Source organism: Streptomyces spiroverticillatus (assembly GCA_014650415.1).
GTDB classification, from domain to species: domain Bacteria; phylum Actinomycetota; class Actinomycetes; order Streptomycetales; family Streptomycetaceae; genus Streptomyces; species Streptomyces spiroverticillatus.
This window is the reverse complement of record BMUX01000004.1, coordinates 553,065-571,119: the sequence shown is the minus strand read 5'-3', so window position 1 is coordinate 571,119 and position 18,055 is coordinate 553,065. Positions and strand designations below refer to the sequence as shown.

Annotated in this window: 17 protein-coding genes and 2 pseudogenes; 16 read left to right on the top strand and 3 right to left on the bottom strand. The window is 70.5% G+C overall.

The genetic code is table 11. The features are described from left to right. The first annotated feature begins 2 nt into the window (after nt 1-2). From IE269_RS13915 to IE269_RS13880, 8 genes and pseudogenes are all read left to right on the top strand, one after another. The gene (locus IE269_RS13915) at nt 3-872 is read left to right on the top strand and encodes an immunity 49 family protein (RefSeq protein ID WP_189823190.1); all 870 of its coding nucleotides are present in this window, start codon (nt 3-5) and stop codon (nt 870-872) included. A gap of 401 nt (nt 873-1,273) precedes the next feature. Further along, complete coding sequence (locus tag IE269_RS43090; RefSeq protein WP_229897626.1) at nt 1,274-2,152, top strand: hypothetical protein; 879 nt, start codon at nt 1,274-1,276, stop codon at nt 2,150-2,152. 26 nt (nt 2,153-2,178) lie between these two features. Continuing rightward, nucleotides 2,179-2,925: a hypothetical protein gene (locus tag IE269_RS13905; protein WP_189823189.1), complete on the top strand. Its 747-nt coding sequence runs from the start codon at nt 2,179-2,181 to the stop codon at nt 2,923-2,925. Further along, a complete protein-coding gene (locus IE269_RS13900; RefSeq protein WP_189823188.1) occupies nt 2,922-3,785 on the top strand; it encodes an immunity 49 family protein in 864 nt (287 codons plus the stop codon). The genes IE269_RS13905 and IE269_RS13900 overlap by 4 nt, the downstream gene beginning before the upstream one ends. Nucleotides 3,786-3,829: 44 nt before the next feature. Next, on the top strand, nt 3,830-4,177 hold the full coding sequence (locus tag IE269_RS13895) for an Imm49 family immunity protein (protein ID WP_189823187.1): 348 nt from the start codon (nt 3,830-3,832) through the stop codon (nt 4,175-4,177). A 4-nt stretch (nt 4,178-4,181) separates the two neighbouring features. Then, nucleotides 4,182-4,466: an Imm49 family immunity protein gene (locus tag IE269_RS13890; RefSeq protein WP_229897625.1), complete on the top strand. Its 285-nt coding sequence runs from the start codon at nt 4,182-4,184 to the stop codon at nt 4,464-4,466. 120 nt (nt 4,467-4,586) lie between these two features. Next, on the top strand, nt 4,587-5,225 hold the full coding sequence (locus IE269_RS13885; protein WP_189823186.1) for a hypothetical protein: 639 nt from the start codon (nt 4,587-4,589) through the stop codon (nt 5,223-5,225). A 109-nt stretch (nt 5,226-5,334) separates the two neighbouring features. Continuing rightward, nucleotides 5,335-5,496: pseudogene (locus tag IE269_RS13880) on the top strand (Imm49 family immunity protein); the annotation flags it as partial. Here the strand turns inward: IE269_RS13880 and IE269_RS13875 are convergent. After that, nucleotides 5,493-6,167, bottom strand: coding sequence for a TetR/AcrR family transcriptional regulator (locus IE269_RS13875; protein ID WP_189823185.1), 675 nt, complete (start codon nt 6,165-6,167; stop codon nt 5,493-5,495). The pseudogene IE269_RS13880 and the gene IE269_RS13875 sit on opposite strands and share 4 nt — an antisense overlap. 192 nt (nt 6,168-6,359) lie before the next feature. Here IE269_RS13875 and IE269_RS13870 point away from each other — a divergent pair, with 192 nt between their 5' ends. The 7 genes and pseudogenes from IE269_RS13870 to IE269_RS13840 all read left to right on the top strand — a co-directional run bounded on the left by IE269_RS13870 (nt 6,360) and on the right by IE269_RS13840 (nt 14,777). Further along, the gene (locus tag IE269_RS13870) at nt 6,360-8,270 is read left to right on the top strand and encodes an ABC transporter ATP-binding protein (RefSeq protein ID WP_189823184.1); all 1,911 of its coding nucleotides are present in this window, start codon (nt 6,360-6,362) and stop codon (nt 8,268-8,270) included. Next, entirely contained in the window at nt 8,267-9,967 is a 1,701-nt protein-coding gene (locus IE269_RS13865; protein WP_189823183.1) for an ABC transporter ATP-binding protein, read from the top strand. Before IE269_RS13870 ends, IE269_RS13865 begins: the two co-directional genes overlap by 4 nt. A 240-nt stretch (nt 9,968-10,207) precedes the next feature. After that, nucleotides 10,208-10,735 (top strand): annotated as a pseudogene (locus IE269_RS13860) (peptidase M50); the annotation flags it as partial. 23 nt (nt 10,736-10,758) lie between these two features. Beyond that, complete coding sequence (locus tag IE269_RS13855) at nt 10,759-11,688, top strand: ABC transporter ATP-binding protein (protein WP_189823182.1); 930 nt, start codon at nt 10,759-10,761, stop codon at nt 11,686-11,688. 52 nt (nt 11,689-11,740) lie between these two features. Beyond that, entirely contained in the window at nt 11,741-12,496 is a 756-nt protein-coding gene (locus IE269_RS13850; RefSeq protein WP_189823181.1) for an ABC transporter permease, read from the top strand. Beyond that, nucleotides 12,493-14,520: a TOMM precursor leader peptide-binding protein gene (locus IE269_RS13845; RefSeq protein ID WP_189823180.1), complete on the top strand. Its 2,028-nt coding sequence runs from the start codon at nt 12,493-12,495 to the stop codon at nt 14,518-14,520. Before IE269_RS13850 ends, IE269_RS13845 begins: the two co-directional genes overlap by 4 nt. Further along, nucleotides 14,517-14,777, top strand: coding sequence for a hypothetical protein (locus IE269_RS13840; protein WP_189823179.1), 261 nt, complete (start codon nt 14,517-14,519; stop codon nt 14,775-14,777). Before IE269_RS13845 ends, IE269_RS13840 begins: the two co-directional genes overlap by 4 nt. 40 nt (nt 14,778-14,817) lie before the next feature. Here the strand turns inward: IE269_RS13840 and IE269_RS13835 are convergent, their stop codons facing one another. After that, nucleotides 14,818-15,801 carry a helix-turn-helix transcriptional regulator gene (locus IE269_RS13835; RefSeq protein ID WP_438817553.1) on the bottom strand — a complete coding sequence of 328 codons (984 nt, stop codon included), beginning with the start codon at nt 15,799-15,801 and terminating at the stop codon, nt 14,818-14,820. A gap of 374 nt (nt 15,802-16,175) precedes the next feature. After that, nucleotides 16,176-16,949, bottom strand: coding sequence for a VOC family protein (locus IE269_RS13830; protein ID WP_189823177.1), 774 nt, complete (start codon nt 16,947-16,949; stop codon nt 16,176-16,178). Between the two features lie 248 nt (nt 16,950-17,197). On the opposite strand from IE269_RS13830, the gene IE269_RS13825 reads away from it, so the two are divergent. Continuing rightward, the gene (locus tag IE269_RS13825) at nt 17,198-18,025 is read left to right on the top strand and encodes a sulfurtransferase (RefSeq protein ID WP_189823176.1); all 828 of its coding nucleotides are present in this window, start codon (nt 17,198-17,200) and stop codon (nt 18,023-18,025) included. Nucleotides 18,026-18,055 lie beyond the last annotated feature (30 nt).

The window sequence follows — 18,055 nt, the reverse complement described above, 5'->3', positions numbered from 1 at the left end:
CAGTGGTAACGAGCGTTCCTCGTCACGACTTTCCTGCGGAAGCCGGGAGTGCGGACCTCGCTGGGCTCACGCAGAGCGTCCGCCGGATCATCGACCGGCTCGGCGAGTCCGAGATGTCGCGCTCCCGGGCGCTGGCCAGCACGTTGACGGTCGCCAAACTGCGGTGCGCCGTCGATCCCGAGGTGGAGAAGTTCGAGACGTGGGAGGCGTGGATCACGGCGATGCAGGTCGGCTCCGCGCTGTTCGACGCGGCCGTTTCCACGGAGAGCAGCGTCACGTGCCGAATCGGGGTCAACGGAGAGGAACAGACTCTTCCTTCCACCGGACCGACGGGCTATACCCATGCGGGAGCGTGGGTGACGTCCGTCTACCTGGCCACCGTTTGCCGGGAAAATGAACGCCTCGACCGGCTGATGCGTGTTCCGGTGGAACTCCTCCGGGATTCGGGTGCCGTTTTCGACGAGTACATCTATGCCTGGGTGGAAGCCCTCCAGAGTTACTGGTTCCGTCGTTCCGATGAAATGTGGGGCAAGCTGGTCACGGCAGTTGAGGGAACCGAACCCGCAGCTGCGCGGTACGCCGACGCGGACCTGCTGTTGAAGATCGCGTATCCGCCGCTGGAATTGTTTCAGCTCTTCAACCGCGGGGAGACGGAGCAGTTCACTACCCTTTTGTCCGAGTCGCTCACGTGGCACAAGCAGTATTGGACGAGTGACGAGGCGCGCTCTCTCGACAGCGACGGACTGGTGGCCCTCGGCCCGCTCGCCCTCGCCTGCATGGCCCACGACAATGACTTCCCCGTCGAAGTGAATTCCGAGTACCTGCCCAAGGGGCTGCTGGAATTCGGCTGGGTGGGCGAGGTCGACGCCTAGCGGATTCGCATCCGCCCTCAGACCCGGGCGAGGAGCCCGTCGATCACGGCCTCCAAGTACTACAGCCGGAGATCTTGTGACGTTGTCCCGGGGGTGTCGTTGACCGGGCTTGATGCGGGATGTGACGGCTGAGCTGATAGCCGAGTGGCGTGAGGAACTGGCGGGGCTGGCCGGCTCGTTGGGGTTCTTGTTCAACCGGCCGGAACCTCGGCTGGTGTTCACGCAGTTCATCGAGGGGCTGCTGGCGCAGCTGCCGAAGAAGAACGGCTGGACGCTGGCCGAGCGGGCCGGGCACGCAACGCCGGACCGGATGCAGTGGCTGCTGAACGGGTCGGTGTGGGACGCCGGCCGGCGCGATCGTCCCGGCCCTGGTCGGCGGCGATGCGACCCGCAAGTGGCTGATGGACTCGCAGACCGCGCTGAAGGAGACCGGCAAGGCCCTGGTCGCCTGGGACCAGTGGGGTTCGAACCCCGGACGCGCGGCGGGCGCGGTCACCTTCAACGTGGTCACCACGGTCTTCACCGGCGGCGTGGGTGCGGGCGTGAGCGGGGCGGGCAAGGCGGGCGCGGTCGCCAAGGCCCTCTCCGTCGCGGGCAAGGCGGGCCGCATCATCGACCCCGCCACGTACGTCTTCAAGGCGGGGGTCTACGGCGGCACCAAGATCCGCGACCTCTTCGCGGGCTTCAAGGACCTGGGCCGCGCCGACGCCGCCCTCCCGCCGGGCGTCATCGAACTCCCCGAAGGCACCCTCCGCAACGCCGACGGCACGGTCACCCTCCCCGCCGACGCGACACCCCCCAAGGGCGCCGTCGAACAGCCCAACGGCACGTACACCCTCACGGACGACGCGGTCCCGGCCGGTTCCATCAAGGACCCCAACTCGGACGCCTACCTGACCCCCAACGGGGACATCATCACGGGCAGGGGTGAAGTCCTCGCCGAGGCCAAGAACGCCCCTGTCGACACCGTCGACAGCGCGGCTGCGCGAGCGGAGACCCCCGCAGCCCCCTCCCGCACGGAGCCCTCCGTCGACACGTCCCGCGCGGAGGTCCCCGCTGCCGAGCCCGTCCTCGTCTCGGTCGGCGCGGACACCACGCGCGCCGTTCCCGGGGGCAGCAGCCAACTCGACGACGTGGTACGGCTGGGCGACAACATGCCGCCCCCCGTGAGATCGCGGGCACCACCGCGTGCTCCGGTATCGCCGGGGCCGCGGCCCGGAGTGTTGTCGGGGCCGGACGGGGCGTCGTGGCCCATGTGGGGCGAGTGGTCGGGGACGTAGCCCCCGGGGCGTGCGGAGTCGCCGAGTTGAGCCGTGTCACCGGGCCTCAGCTCACCCGGCTGACGGAGAACAGCCCGTGGGTCCTCGCTCACAAGGTTCCACCGCCACCCAAGCCGCACTACCTCGACGCGGACTACATCTCCATGGGTGAGCGGACGGTGACGGACCCCGCCAGGTACAAGGTGCTGGACGAGGCCGCGCAGGCACGTCACTTCGCCATCCAGTGGGACAAAATCGTCGAGGAATGGAAGGCCGATGCCGGGAAATCCCACGATGCTCTGAGCACCCCCGAATCGGCCGGACTCTGGGGAGAGGCCAAGGGAACGTACAAGGAATCCCACACCCAGATGGGAGAGCTGACCGAAGAATTTGGGGAGAAGGCGGCCGAGCACCATTTTGTCGCCGAACGATACCCGGACTTCGAGCGACAGCCACTCATCGGCCCGAGGAACGGGAATGACCAGTTCGATCAGATGTGGGCACACAAAGACGGTCGAGTTGTCGTCATCGAGGCGAAGAGCAATTTCCGTACGGAACTCGGTGCCCGAAACCTGGCGGACGGCAGGCGGGCATCTCAGGGCAGCCGTGAATATTTCGACGACATTCGGCGGTGCCTGAAGGAGCGCGGTGAGTTCAAGGCGCTGAAGGCCTTGGAAGAGGCAATTGAAGCAAAGAAGTTGGAATACATAGTTGTCAAGGGTGAGAAGAACGCAGGTACGTACACTGGTCTGCGATACCGCCGGTTCGACATCAGCAAGGGAACTCTTCCGTGACCGTAGTGATTGCCCGGCACGATCTGCCGACAGGGCCCGACGTCCATGAGTACGTGACGCAGCTGGACGACTACCTTGCCTGGGAGATCGGTCGCCTTGCGGGGTCGACTGCCACGATCGACTCGGTGTTCGACACCGCGGTCCTGTCCATGTATGCCCACAGTGTCATCGATCCGCGTGCGGCGAAGGCCGAGACGTGGGAGGCGGTGGTCAAGGCGATGCAGGCCGGTTCTGCGTTCTTCGCGGTGACCGGAGTCAGTGAGGGTGCCGTCGAGTGCCGCATCGGCGAAGAGGTGCGGAGTCTTCCCGCCGTCGGGCCGCTGTCCACCGCGAGCGCCGGGAGTTGGCTGACGGCGTTCTGGCTGGCCGTGATTTGCCGTGAGCAGGAGCGGATGACTCAGTTGTGCGAGATTCCGCTGGAGCGGTTGCGTGCCCCGGAGGGGGAGTACGACGAGTACATCTACCACTGGGTGGATGTCCTGCAGACCTACTGGCTGCGTCGGCCGGGTCTGGTGGAGAAGCTCACGGCCGCTTTGGAGATGTCGGATCCGTCGGTGGCGCAGATTGCTCCGCGGGACCTGTTGCAGGGGATCCTCTATCCGCCGATCAACCTCTTCTACCACTTTGTCCGCAGGGACGTTGAGGGCTTCGGCCCCGCGCTGGAAGAGGCGTTGAAGCTGCACAGGATGTACTGGACCCTCAACGAGGACCGGGCATCGGATCGACGGGGCAGCATCGCCCTGGGTCCGCTGGCCGTGGCTTGCCTGGCCTACGACGGAGAGCTCCCGGTCAACGTCGAGTCCGAATACATTCCCAAGCACCTCCTCCAGCGAAGCTGGCTCGGCGAATTTCCCACCTGAGGAGGTAAATTGATTCAAGCTCCCGGCATGAATACCCCGCGAGCTTGGTGCGCGGCATCAGAACGGCAGCAGGTGTGGAAGCACTTGCGAGTAATGCTGACGACCTTCTGGAGGATATCGAGCGGTCGGAAATTTCCCATGGGCGTGTGCTCGATACCACGCTGATCGTGGCCGAGACGAGCTGCGAGCTGGACCCGGATGCCGAGGAGCTCGAGTCTTGGGAAGCCTGGGGCACCGCCATGCAGCGGGGCTCCGCTCGGTTCGCCATGGCTACGGCGCCCGAGGGCAGCATGGTGACGTGCCGGATCAAGGAGGAGGAATGGCAACTTCCCGCCTCTGGGCCTCAGCTTCGCGTATACGCCGGTTCTCCAGCCTTCCTGGCTGGGCAATGAAGGGATGAGCACTCAGCTGGTTGTCGCCGTGGACGGCACCTGCCCGGACTCCGCCGTGCATGCCGGTCAGACTCTGATGTCGCTGGTGCTGTATCCGCCGATCAACTCTTCTGCTGCTATCTGCTATCTGCTATCTGCTATCTGCTATCTGCGCGGGGACCATGCCCAGTTCAACCAGGCGTTGGTGGACGCGACCAAGTGGCACAAGTCCTACCGGGGTTTGGGCGACGACGACATGGCGATGGATAGCGATGGGTTCGTGGCACTCGGCCCGTTGGCCATGGCCTGACTGGCCCGGGACCGCGGTTTCCCCATTGAGATCGATTCTGAGCACTTTTCCAAGGCGCTGCTGAACTTCGCCTGGACGGGTGAGATCGACATCTGAGCCCGATAGCGTAAGGAAGGCATCATGTCCAAACTCCTCAGAACTCCTAGGGAATGTGCGTCCTGGGAATGGGAGCTCGATGACTTCGCTCCTCCCGGGCTGGAGTCGGCTTTGATGACGGCGGCGCGGATGTCTGTACCCCTTCGCGAGCACGGTCTGTTGGAGCCGACTGCTCTGAAATGGCCGTGGTACGTCCACGGGGCTGGGGGCATTGGGCTGTCCACTCAACTCAACTTCAGGGGTGGGTTCGACGTGGAGAAGCTTGCTCAGCAGATCCGAGAAAGTCGTCCCATCGGATTTCCGGAAGCCCAGGTCGGAAATATAACTATCTCGGGATTTGGTACCTGGATTGATGCGACGGGTGCGGAGAACCGTGAGTACGAACTGGTTCGGATCAGTGTGGACCCAGATGAAAGGTCCCTGTCCGCAGATCTTTCTGTATTCCACGACATCTGGGGCCGGTTCGATTTTAGTGGATTCCCTCACCCAGAAGTCCAAGAACGAAATGCGCCACGCCTTGCGAGTGCCCTGCAGGAGCTCGATGCCTTGCTCGGTAAGGCGGACCCTGGCGAAGCCACGTACTTCGGTCGGGCCCAAGGCTACGGAATCGGGGAACCCGATGTAATCGACGGTCGGGGCCCCGACCTCACTGATCAGTTGTAGAACTATGTTGTCGGCTGCCAGTGCAGGGGGATTGACAGTTCATGGATGCGCTCGACCGGAAGACTCCAATAATGGCAAGCGCAAGTAGCCCTGAACCCAGTATTGGACGAGTGACGAGGCGCGCTCTCTCGACAGCGACGGACTGGTGGCCCTCGGCCCGCTCGCCCTCGCCTGCATGGCCCACGACAATGGCTTCCCCGTCGCAGTGAATTCCGAGTACCTGCCCAAGGGGCTGCTGGAATTCGGCTGGGTGGGCGAGGTCGACGCCTAGCGGAATTCGGCGAGCAGCCCGTTGATCACGGCCTCCAGGCCGCGCCGGTGGTCGTCCGCCGACGTCACCTCGTTCCAGCGGGACCCGAAGGCCGCGAGCCTCGGGTACTCCCGCGCGTCCAGCGACGCCATGGTGAGGTCGAGCCGCGTGGGCGCGGTCCGCTCGGGCCGCCTGCGGTGGCGCAGGGTCAACTCGCCCACGGTGTAGGTCCAGATGACGCGATAGCCCTGCGCCGCGTCCTGCGGGGTGAGCCCGCACTCGACCAGTGAGTCGACCACGCCCTCCACGATCCACATCGCCGAGACGCTCGCGAAGGCGTCGGAGGACAGCACCTCCACGATCCACGGGCGGTCCGCCAGGATGTCGTGGAACATGTGCGCGCAGTACGACAGCCTCTCGCGCGGGTCCTTCGGCAGCTCGGGGCGCGGAATGGCGTCGGCGTACACGTCCAGGAGCAGCATCAGCAGCTCGTCCTTGTCCTGTACGTGGTGGTACAGGGCCATCGGCGTGCTGTTGAGCTCCCTGGCCAGACGGCGCATGGACAGCGCCGCGGCCCCCTCCGTCTCCAGAATGCGCCCGGCGGTTTCGAGGATCGCGTCGAGGGAGAGCCGGGGCGGCCGGCCGACCCTGCCCGGACGGCCGGCGCTGCCGGGGGCGGGTGTGGGCTGCACGAATCTCGCTTCCTCTGCTGCTCGGGGGTGCCCCCAGCGTACGCGCGGACGTGTGGTCCCCGTCCTGCGCCACCGTCTGGAGGTCTACTTTCTGTACGCGTATAGTTTACGCGTACAGAAAGTGGATCGACCTCCTCGCGCTCACACCCACGTGACCCGCGTGACCCACGAGACCCCTGGAAGGGGAGCCCGATGGCTGCCGTCGCCTCCGCCGAACCCAAGCCGCCCGAAGCCGCGTTAGGAGCGCCGAGGGCTCCGCTCCCGGAACGCGTGGCGAAACCGGCGCTGACCTCGCTCCTCCGCCCGTACGCGGGCCGGTTCGCCGCCCTCGTGGCCCTCCAGGTGCTCGGCGCCCTCGCGGGCCTCGCCCCGCTCCTCGCTGTCGTCGAGCTGGCGCGCACGCTCCTGGCGCCGGGGCCGCCCGACTCCGGCCACGTCCAGAACTTCGTACTCCTGGGCGCGGCGGGCCTGTTCGTCCGCCTGGTGTGCACGGGCGCGTCCTCGGGAATCGGCCATGTCCTGGACGGGAGCGTGCAGTTGGCCTTCCGCAGGCAGCTCGCCGCGCAGCTCGGCCGGGTGCCGATCGGCTGGTTCTCCCGGCGCAGGACCGGCGAACTGGCGAAGGTGGTGGGGGAGGACGTCGGGGCCGTGCACCCGTTCATCGCCCACACGCCCGGCGAGCTGGTCTCCGCGTTCCTGGTGCCGCTGGCCTCGCTGGTCTACCTCTTCGCGGTCGACTGGCGGCTCACGCTCGTCACGCTGATCCCGATCGTGCTCGCCCTCGCCTTCGTACCGCTGATGATGACCCCGGCCCGCACCCGTGAGCAGGCCGACTTCGACGCGGGAACGGCCAGGATCTCCCACACTGTCGTCGAGTTCGTCGAAGGCATCTCCGTGGTCAAGACCTTCAGCGGGGAGGGGCGCGCCCATGCCGCGTTCCGCAGCGCGGCGGACGACTTCGTGGCCACCTTCGTGCGCTGGGTGCGGGGTGTGTCCCGGCCCGCCGCCGCCATGCAGTTCGCGCTCTCGCCGCCCTTCGTACTGCTGACCGTCCTCACCGGCGGGGCCGTCCTGATCACCGGCGGCAGCCTGGCACCGGCCGACCTGGTGCCCTTCCTGCTGCTCGGCCTCGGTCTGACCGCACCGCTCGCGGCCCTCGGCCACGGCTTCGACGACCTGCGGACCGCCCGGCGCGCCGTCGGCCGCATCCGCGACGTTCTCGGCACCGAACCGCTGCCCGAGCCGCAGCGTCCCCTCGCACCCCGGGGCCACCGGGTGGAACTGCGCGACGTCCGCTTCTCGTACGAGTACGAGTACGAGAGCGGGGACGAGCATGAGAGCGGGGACGAGCATGAGAACGGGGACGAGCATGAGAGCGGCGACGGCGCCCACGAAGTGCTCCGCGGCATCGACCTGACCCTCGAACCCGGCACCGTCACCGCCCTCGTCGGCCCCTCCGGCAGCGGCAAGTCCACCCTCGTCCAGCTCCTGCCGCGCTTCTTCGACCCCACGCACGGCTCGGTCCGCGTCGGCGGCGTCGACCTGCGCGAGATCGCCGCCCGCGACCTGTACCGCACGGTCTCCTTCGTCTTCCAGGACGTACGTCTGCTGCGTGCCTCCCTCGCCGACAACATCGCCCTCGCCGTCCCGCACGCCGACCGCGCCGACGTCGTACGCGCCGCGAAGCTCGCCCACATCCACGAGCGCATCCGCCAACTCCCGCGCGGCTACGACACGGTGATCGGCGAGGACGCGCATCTCTCCGGCGGCGAGGCGCAGCGGATCGCCCTCGCCCGCGCCCTGCTCGCCGACGCACCGGTCCTGGTGCTCGACGAGGCCACCGCGTTCGCCGACCCGCAGACCGAACAGGCCGTGCGCCACGCCCTGTCGACCCTGGGTGCCGACCGCACCGTCCTGGTCATCGCCCACCGCCTGGAGACCGTCGCCGACGCCGACACCGTCGTCATGCTCGACGGCGGAAGGATCGTCGAGAGCGGCAGCCCGGCCCAACTCCTGGCCGCCGAAGGGCAGTTCGCCGCCTTCTGGCGGGACCACCGCTCGGCCGGCACCACCCGCGCACCGCGAGGAGACGAGCCCCGATGATCCGCACCCTGCTCAGCGTGCTGGGCGACGACTACGCCCCGCCCGTGCGCCGCACCCTCGCCCTGATGACGGTGACCGCCGTCGCCGAGGGCCTGTCCTACGCCCTCCTCGTCCCCGTCCTGCGCGAACTCCTCGGCCCCACCCCCGCCGACGCCCGGCCCTGGCTGCTCGCCTTCGGCGCGGCCGTCGCCTGCTACGCCGTCCTGCGGTACGTCAGCGACCTGGCCGGATTCCGCGTCGGCACCACCCTGCTCAGCGGCCTCTACCACCGCCTCGGCGACCACCTGGCCCGGCTGCCGATCGGCTGGTACGCCGCCGGACGCGTCGGCGAGGTGTCCGTGCTGGCAGGCCGGGGCGTCCTTCAGGCGATGTCGGTGATCGCGCACCTGCTGTGGCCGTTCGTCTCGGCGAGCGTGACCCCGCTGACCGTGGTCGCCGTGATGCTCGCCTTCAACTGGCAGATGGGGCTCGCCGCACTGGCCGCCGCACCCCTCGTCGCCGCCGTGCAGGTCTGGACATCGCGTGCGTCGGCCGCCACCGACGAGGAACGCGAACGCCGCGACGTGGAGGCCACGGACCGGGTCGTCGAATACCTCAGGGCCCAGCCCGTCCTGCGGGCGGGCGGCCGGACCGCCGAACGCTTCGACCTGCTCGACGACGCGCTCCAGGAGGTCCAGCGCTCCACCCGCCGCTCCACCCTGGCCGCCCTGCCCGGGGTTGTCGGCCTCGGCCTGACCGTGCAGGCGGTCTTCACCGGGCTGCTGGCCCTCGGCGCCTACCTCGCACTCGCGGGCAGCGTCGGGGTCGCCGAGGTCCTCACGATCCTGGTGCTCGCCACCCGCTGCGCCGACCCCCTGCTGTCCCTCACCGACGCGGGCGGCCAACTCCGGGCCGCCCGCACCGTACTGACCAAACTCGACACCGTCCTGCGCACCGAACCGCTGCCCGTCCCCGCCGACCCCGTCCCGCCGCAGGGTCACGACCTGGAGCTGGACGCGGCGAGTTTCCGGCACGGCGCGGACCGCATCGTCCTGGACCGGGTCTCCCTGACCGTGCCCGCAGGGCAGCGGCTCGCCGTCGTCGGCCCCTCCGGTGCGGGCAAGTCCACACTGCTGCAACTCCTCGCCCGCTTCCACGACGTCGACGCGGGGGCGGTCCGGGTGGGCGGCGTCGACGTACGCAGGATCGACCCGGACGTGCTGATGGCACAGTTCGCCATCGTCTTCCAGCACGTCCACCTCTTCGACGGCACCATCGAGGAGAACGTGCGCCTCGGCCGTCCCGACGCCACCGACGCGGAGGTACGGGACGCCGCCGCGGCGGCCCGCCTGGACGAGGTCGTAGAACGCCTTCCCGGCGGCTGGGCGGCCCACGTCGGCGAGGGCGGCGCCCGTCTCTCCGGCGGCGAACGCCAACGCGTCTCCATCGCCCGCGCCCTGCTCAAGGACGCGCCGGTCGTCCTGCTCGACGAGGTGACCTCCGCGCTGGACCCGGTCAACGAAACGGCCGTGCAGGAGGGCATCGAGCGCCTGATGGCGGGCCGGACCGTGGTGATGGTCGCGCACCGGATGCATACGGTCCGCCGCGCCGACCACGTCGTCTTCCTGGACAACGGCGGCATCGTCGAACAGGGCAGCCACGACGACCTGCTCCAACAGGGCGGCCGTTACGCCGACTTCTCGACCGTACGATGGTGAACACCGCCCCCCTCCACCCCCGTCGGACCCTGCGGGTGTTGGCACAAAGCTGAAGGCCCGCTTCAGGATCCTGACAACGCTCCGCCCGTTCTGCCTCCCTCTCCGCTGGCATCGTCGTTCTCGCCGGGACGCCATCGTCCCGGCGGAGCAGGCCACAGCGGAGTTCCAGGGGGAACGATGAACGGATTCACGCAGTCGAGGAAGCCCGCAGGACGCAGAGGCGCCGCCGTGGTGCTGGCACTCGCCCTCGGCATCGCCGGAATCTCGGCCGGCGGCGCGGCCGCGGTCGCCGAAATAGGCCTCCGCTGGCGGCTGCCCGTACTGATCATGTACTGCACGGTCGACAACTACCTCTATCTGCGCACCCGTTGGCACCGCATCGCCACCGCCGTCGCGGGCGCCGTGATGAACCTGCTGTTCCTGCTGCCCTTCTTCGCCCTGTGGCTCTTCGCACCCCTCGACCGCCCCACCCACGACGCCCTGGCCGGACTGCTGTTCCTCGGCAGCGTGCAGGCGCTCACCATGCTGGTCCCGCTGCCCCCGCTCGACGGCTACAAGATCGTCAGCCAGTGGGCGGGAGCCACCGAACTGGCCACCTCCAGCCGTGCCTACCTGCGGCTCGCCCTCCGGCGCGACCCGGCCGCGGCCGCCTACCCGCGCCGCGCCCGCACCGTCTACACCGCCTACGGGCTGGGCTCGCTGCTCGTCCTGGCCGTCCTCGCCGCGGCCGTCGCCGCGGTGATCCAACATCTGCTGACGTCGGCGTGAGCCGCGTGAACAAGGAGACCCCCATGCGCCCCACCGCTCCCGCCGCCCAGGAAGGCGCGGCGATCGTCCTGGACTCCGTGCACAAGCGGTACGGATCCACCCAGGCCGTCGACGGCATCTCGCTGACCGTGCCGCGCGGCGAGTTCTTCGGACTGCTCGGCCCCAACGGCGCGGGCAAGACCACCCTCGTCGAGATCATGGAGGGCCAGCGCCGGGCCGACTCCGGCACCGTCTCCGTCCTCGGCCAGAGCCCCTGGCCGCGCAACGTGAAGCTGCTGCCCCGCATCGGCCTCCAGACCCAGGCCTCGGCCTTCTTCGTCCGCCTCACCGCACACGAGCACCTGCGGACCGTCGCCGCCCTCTACGACGCCGACCGGGAGGCCGCCGACCGCGCACTGGCCTCCGTCGGTCTGACCGAACAGGGCGGCGTCCGCGTCGAGGACCTCTCCGGCGGCCAGCGCCAGCGCCTGGCCATCGCCGCCGCCCTCGTCCACGACCCCGAGCTGATCTTCCTCGACGAGCCGACCGCCGCCCTCGACCCGCAGGCCCGCCGGGCCCTGTGGCAGGTGCTGCGCGACCTCAAGGGCGCGGGCCGCACCATCGTCTACACCACCCACCACCTCGACGAGGCCGAAGCGCTCTGCGACCGGGTCGCCATCGTGATGAACGGCCGGATCCGTGCCCTGGACACCCCCGCCAAGCTGGTCGCGGGCGGCAGCCCCACCACCCAGTTGCTGGTGCCCGAAGGACGGCTCACGCTGGCCGCGGCCCAGGCCATCCCCGGTGTGCTGGGCGCCACCCAGGAGGCCGACACGATCGTGCTGGACACCCTCGACTCGGGCCCCGTCCTGGCCGCGGTGGACAGCATCACCGGTCTGAAGGGCGTCCGCACCAGGACCGCCAGCCTCGAAGACGTCTACCTCGAACTCACCGCCGCCACGGCCCAGTCGTAGCCGAGCCCCGCCAAGGCACCCGACCGCAACGGATACGGAGAACCACCCCACCATGAGCGCATACGCCGCACTGAGCACGGCCGGCTACCGGGCCTACGCCCGCGACAAGACCACCCTGTTCTTCACCTTCGCCTTTCCCCTGCTCTTCCTGGTCGTCTTCGGGCTGATCTTCTCCGGCAAGGAAGTCGAGCAGAGCGGGAAGCCGTACATCAACTACATCGCCCCCGGCGTCCTGTCCTGGGGCATCGCCAACGCCGCCGTCTTCGGCGTCGGATTCGTCCTGATGCAGTGGCGCCGCGACGACATCCTGCGGCTCATCCGGATGACGCCCGTCCGGCTGTCGTCCGTGCTGGGCTCGCGCTACCTGCTCGCCCTCGCCATCGGCCTCGTCCAGGCCGTGCTGTTCGTCGCGGTCGCCGTACTGCCGTGGTTCGGGCTGAGCCTGTCCGGCAGTTGGGCGCTGGCGCTTCCCGTGCTCGCCCTGGGCATCACCGCCTTCCTCGCCGTCGGCGTCATCGTCGGTACGTACGCCAAGACGGCCGAGGCCGTCGCCGCCGTCGCCAACTGCCTGATGATCCCGATGGCGTTCCTCTCCGGCTCCTTCTTCCCGCTGGACGCCATGCCGGGCTGGACGCAGTCGCTGGCCCACGCGCTGCCGCTGTACTACCTCAACGACGGGGTGTCCGCCGCCCTCACCGGCAGCGGCTCCGGCGCGGACATCGCTCTGGCCTGCGGCGTGCTCGCGGCCGTCGCCGTCGTCGTCGGGGCGATCGCCCTCAAGACCTTCCGCTGGAGCGACAAGTCATGACGACCACGACGACCCACCCGGCGACCCGGACAGCACCGGCCGCCTCCGGCACCCCGGCCGACGCGCCCCTCGAGGCCGCCCGTTCCCTGCTCCAGTACGAACTCTCCGCCCGCCACCGGGCATCGGGCGCCCCCGCGGACCTGCCCGAGCCCCTCGTCGTACCCCTCGGCGGAGCCGACAGCCTCGGCTTCGGCCACCCCGATCCGTACGCCGCGATCCGCCCCGAAGCCACCGTCCAGCTCACCTCGCGGGCCGTACTGATCGGCCCGTGGGGCGGCTCGGGCGACGCGGTCCTGGCCTGCGGCCAGTGCCTGGCGATGCGCTGGCAGCGGCTGCGCAGCCGCTCGGAACGCGAAGCACTGGAACTCGGTCACGAGCCGCACGGCGCCACCGCCTGGCCGGTGTTCACCGCCTACGCCGTGGACGCCGTCTGGGCCGCCTGCCGGGCGATGCTCCCCGGCGGGCGTCCGGCACCGGCCACCGCGAGCGACGCCGACCGCGACCTGCCCCAGGTCACCCGGATCGACCTCGTGACCCTGGCCAGCGCCACCTTCCCGCTGCTCCCCGAACCGCTGTGCCCGTCCTGCGTGCAGGAGCGACCGGACACCGAGGAGGCCGCGCGGATCGTGCTCGGGCCCGCGCCCAAGGCCGACCCGGACGGCTACCGGGGGCGCTCGCTGGGTTCCTACCCGCTGCCGACGACCGCGCTCGCCAACCCCGTCTGCGGCGCGCTCGGTTCGGACACCTGGATCAATCCCGCCTCCACCACCACGGCCCCCGTCGCCGGCACCCACTTCGTCCGCGGCTACGCGGGACTCAACGACATCACCTGGAGCGGGCAGGCCAACAGCTACGGCACCAGCCGCACTCTGGCCTTCCTGGAAGGGCTCGAACGGTACGCGGGCACCCACCACGGCGCCACCGTCGCCCGGGGCGTCGGCGGCGGCCAGGGCGTCGTGGGAGTGCTGCGCAACGGCGCAGGACCGACCGTCATGCTGCGCGCCGAACTGGACGCGCTGCCCGTCCAGGAGACCACCGGGCTGCCGTACGCCAGCACCGTGCCCGGCGTGATGCACGCCTGCGGCCACGACCTCCACCTGGCCGCGGCCGCCGGCGCACTCGCCCTGCTGGCCCGCACCCGCGACACCTGGCGGGGCACCGTCGTCGTGGTGGGCCAGCCCGCCGAGGAGACCCTGGAGGGCGCGCGGGCGATGCTGGCCGACGGGCTGTACGAGCGCTTCGGCACGCCGGCCCTGGTGCTCGCCCAGCACACCGCCCCGCTGCCCGCCGGCACGGTCGCCCCCCCGGGGCCCGGCCCGCTGATGTCCGCCGGAGCCACGGTCGACGTGGTCATCCACGGGCGCGGCGGCCACGGCGGCACCCCGCACCTGACCGTCGACCCGGTGCTGACCGCTGCCGGCGCGGTGGTGCGGCTCCAGTCCGTGGTCTCCCGCGAGACCGCCCCCGCCGAGCAGGTGGTGCTCACCGTCGGCGCCCTGCGGGCCGGCGAGCGCGCCAACGTGATCCCGGACCGGGCCGAACTGAGCCTGTCCGTACGGGCCTTCTCGGACGCCGCCCTGGCCCGCGCCGTCGCGGCGGTGGAGCGGATCGTACGGGGCGAGTGCGCGGCCTCCGGATGCCCGGCGGAACCGGAGTTCCTCGTCACCGCCCGCTCGCCCGTCCTGACCCCGGACGCGCCCTCGACGGCCGCCCTGCGCCGGGTGCACGAGGAACTGTTCGGCGGGAGCCGGGTGACCCTGGCCCCGCCGCTGACCGCCACGGAGGACTTCCCCTGGTTCGGTGCCGGTCAAGTCCCGCTCGCCTACTGGCTGCTCGGCGTGACGGGTGCCCGGCAGTGGCGCTCCGCCCGGGCCGCGGGCACCACGGTCCCGGCCAACCACGCGCCCGACTTCGCCCCCGACGTGCGGACGGCCCTGCCCACGGGCATCACGGCGATGGCCGCCGCCGCACTGCACCGCCTCGCGGCCCCGGCCGCCCCGAGCGACCCCAAGGACGCGGCATGACGACGAACAACGACCTCGCCCGGTACGTGGAGGTGGCGGCCGTCCGCCGGGACGGCACCGCCCCGGCGGGCGCGACCACGGCGATCCGGCTGATGGGCCTGCTCCCCGCGCACTGGTCGTGCACCGCCGAGGTCGGCACCGACCACGTGCGGCTGCGGATCGTGCCGGGGGACACGGCGGACCGGGCGGACGTGCACCGCACGGTGTCCGGGGTGTTCGCGGACACCGCCCTGTGCGGCTGGGCCCAACAGGGGTGACCACCCCGACCGGTCCCCGCCGCCGGACCGGCCCCCGCCCTCAGATCCACCCGCGTTCGCGCGCCAGCAGGGCCGCCTGCGCCCTGCTGCTCGCTCCGAGGGTCTGCAGGAGCTCGGCGACGTACCGCCGGTAGGTACGTACGGACACCTCCAGTTCCCGCGCTCCCGATTCGTCCTTGCCGACGGTGCACATGGACACCAGGACGAGCCGCTCCCGCTCGGAGAGCCCGGAGGCCGGTGCTCCGCTCATGGCCGCCGTCGCCTGGGCGAGATCCTCCGCCGCGTCCCAGATCTTCTCGAAGAGGGCGATGATGTTGGTGACGAGCCCGCTCTTGTGGGCCAGCAGGGCGCCCCGCGCGGTGTTCTGCGGATCCAGCGGCACGAGCGCGGTGCTGCGGTCGTACACGAGCATGCGTTCCGTGGTCTCGCCCGTCACCCGGATCTCCGCCCCGTGGGCGGCCAGTTCTCGCAGGTAGGCGGCGGTCGCGGCATCCTCCAGGGCCACCCTGACGACGACGTTGCGGATGCGAACGCCGCGTCGCAGACACCGCAGGTCCAGTGGCCGGGACCGGGCGATGTTCTCGGGCGACAGCCTCGGATACGTCTCCACCGCCAGGATCTCGTTGCGGGCGAAGAAGGCCAGGTCGTCGATCCGGTTGCGGATGTCCGCCAGCCCCTCCAGCTGCTCGATGCCCGCGGAGGTGCGCGGCTGCGAAACCTGCTCCGCGCGCAGCCCGTCCACCACGTGCCGGGAGCGGGTGACGCGTTGCAGTTCCTGATGGGGTTCGAGCAGCCGCATGTCGGTGAGCCGGGCCGTCGCGATCTCGGGATCGACCGGCAGGACCGAACCGTCCGGCTGCGCCGGGTGCAGCAACTCCAGTGTCCTGAGCCGGTCGAGACACCGCTGTGCCTCGTCCGCACTCGTGTGCAGCAGTAGATGCACATCGTCGGCCGGAGTGCCCGGATTCCTCAGGAAATGCCGGTAGAACTCTTCTTCCAGGGCGGAAACCCCGAACACGGACATGTCATTCTCGGCCAAGTCTGCCCTGCCCCCTGCAAGGTGTGACCCGGCGGCAGTGGATGGTTCCGCGGCCATCGGGCTGGTCGCGACGGAGTTGGTCGAACTCGCGCTTCCGGTCAATTTCTACAACAGTGTAGATGTGTGTGTCCAGAAAAGGTTGTGTCCGGGTGCTGTTCGACGCCCCGGCCCGTTCGCGGGAGCGAAGACCGTACGCCGCCCACCGGTTGGGGGAAATCCGCAAGGGACCCCGGCGGCGCACGAAGGTGTGGCCGGGTTCATTCGACCATGTGCGGTCGCCCCCGGAAAGGGGTCGTGCACCTCGCCGGCCCGGGGGTGCTGCGGCCCGGCGGCTCGCGCGCCGCCGCCGGGCCGCCGGATCAGTTCCCCGACCGTACGACCGTGAACACCGCCCCCTCCGGATCCGCGACCACCGCCGCCCGGCCGTTCACCGTCTCCCGGGGCTGCTGGAGGACATGCCCTCCCAGGTCGCGCACCAGCGACGCCGCCTCGTCAGCGTCCTCGACCTCGAAGTACGTCATCCAGTGCGCGCCCCGGTCGCGGGGGAGTGCGTTGCCCACGCCGTGCAGCGACGCCACCGGCTTCTTGTCCAGCAGCAGCGTGGTGAAGTCGAAGTCGGCCGAGACGACCGCCTCCGCGTCGTACCCGAACACCGCCTGGTAGAACTTCACGATGCTGGACGTCTCCCGGGTCACCAGCTCGTTCCAGACCGGCGTCCCCGGTGCGCCCGCGATCGCCGCGCCCAGGTGGTCCGCCGCCTGCCAGAGCCCGAACACCGCGCCCGCCGGGTCGGAGGCGATCGCCATCCGCCCCGCGTCGCCCGCGTCCAGCGGCCCCACCGCGACGGTGCCGCCGCTGCTGCTGATCACCTGCGCGGTCGCCCCCGCGTCGTCGGTCGCCAGGTACGGCGTCCACGCGGTGGGCAGATGCCTCTCGGGCGGCAGCTGGCCGAGGCCCGCCACCTCCCGTCCGTCGAGCAGGGCCCGCACGTACGGGCCGAGCTGCTGGGGGCCGGGCCGGAACTCCCAGCCGAAGAGCGCTCCGTAGAACTCCTGGGAGGTGGGCAGCTGGTGCACCATCAGACTCACCCAGCAGGGGGTGCCGGGCGTGTGCCGTGCGGCAGCCTCGGTCATTCACTTCTCCTCGGACCATTCGTGGTGGCCGTACGGGATCGGGGCGTGCACGCCGTTGTGCGGTACGGATTCGCGCCCGTGTGTTGCGGAACGGATTCGTGCCCCGTGCAGATGCTTGCACCACCCGGCGCGGAGCGCGCCCCGGCCGCGCCGCGCGTCTCGTTTCCACCTCGTTACGAGAGCTTGTGACGAGAGGACCGTGGGCAGGGAGTGACGGCCGGGCGCGGCGCTGCGCGAGGATGGCCCCCATGAACGCCATCATCTCCGCAGCCGACCTCGCGAGCGAGTCGGCAGGACCCCGTCCGCCCGTCCTCCTCGACGTCCGCTGGCAGCTCGGCGGCCCGAACCTGCGCCCCGAGTACGAGGCCGGGCACCTGCCCGGCGCGGTCTTCGTCGACCTCGACGCGGAACTGGCAGGCCCGCCCGGCACCGGCGGCCGCCACCCCCTGCCGGACCCGGAGGCCTTCGGCGCGGTGATGCGCCGCGCGGGCGTCTCGGCCGGCACCCCGGTCGTCGTGTACGACGGCGGGCTCGGCTGGGCCGCCGCCCGCGCCTGGTGGCTGCTGCGCTGGACAGGGCACCAGGACGTACGGGTCCTGGACGGCGGGCTGGCCGCCTGGACGGGCGGGCTGAGCACCGAGGTCCCGGCCCCCGCCGAGGGTGATTTCCGGCCGAAGCCCGGCGGCATCGGCCTCCTCGACGCGGACGCCGCCGCCGCGCTCGCCCGCGAGGGCCTGCTCCTGGACGCCCGCGCCGCCGAGCGCTACCGGGGCGACGTCGAGCCCATCGACCGTATCGGCGGCCACATCCCGGGCGCCGTCTCCGCCCCGACCAGCGAGAACGCCGCCGCCGACGGCCGCTTCCGGCCCGCCGCCGAGCTGGCGGAGCGGTTCGCCGGGCTCGGCGCGACCGAGGCACCGGCCGTCGGCGTGTACTGCGGCTCCGGCGTCTCCGGGGCGCACCAGGTGCTGGCCCTGGAGCTCGCGGGCGTCGAGGCGTCGCTGTACGCGGGGTCCTGGTCCGAGTGGTCCTCCGACGCGTCACGGCCGGTCGCCACCGGCCCCGACCCGCAGTAGCGCAGACGCCGAGGAGGGGCCCGTACACGA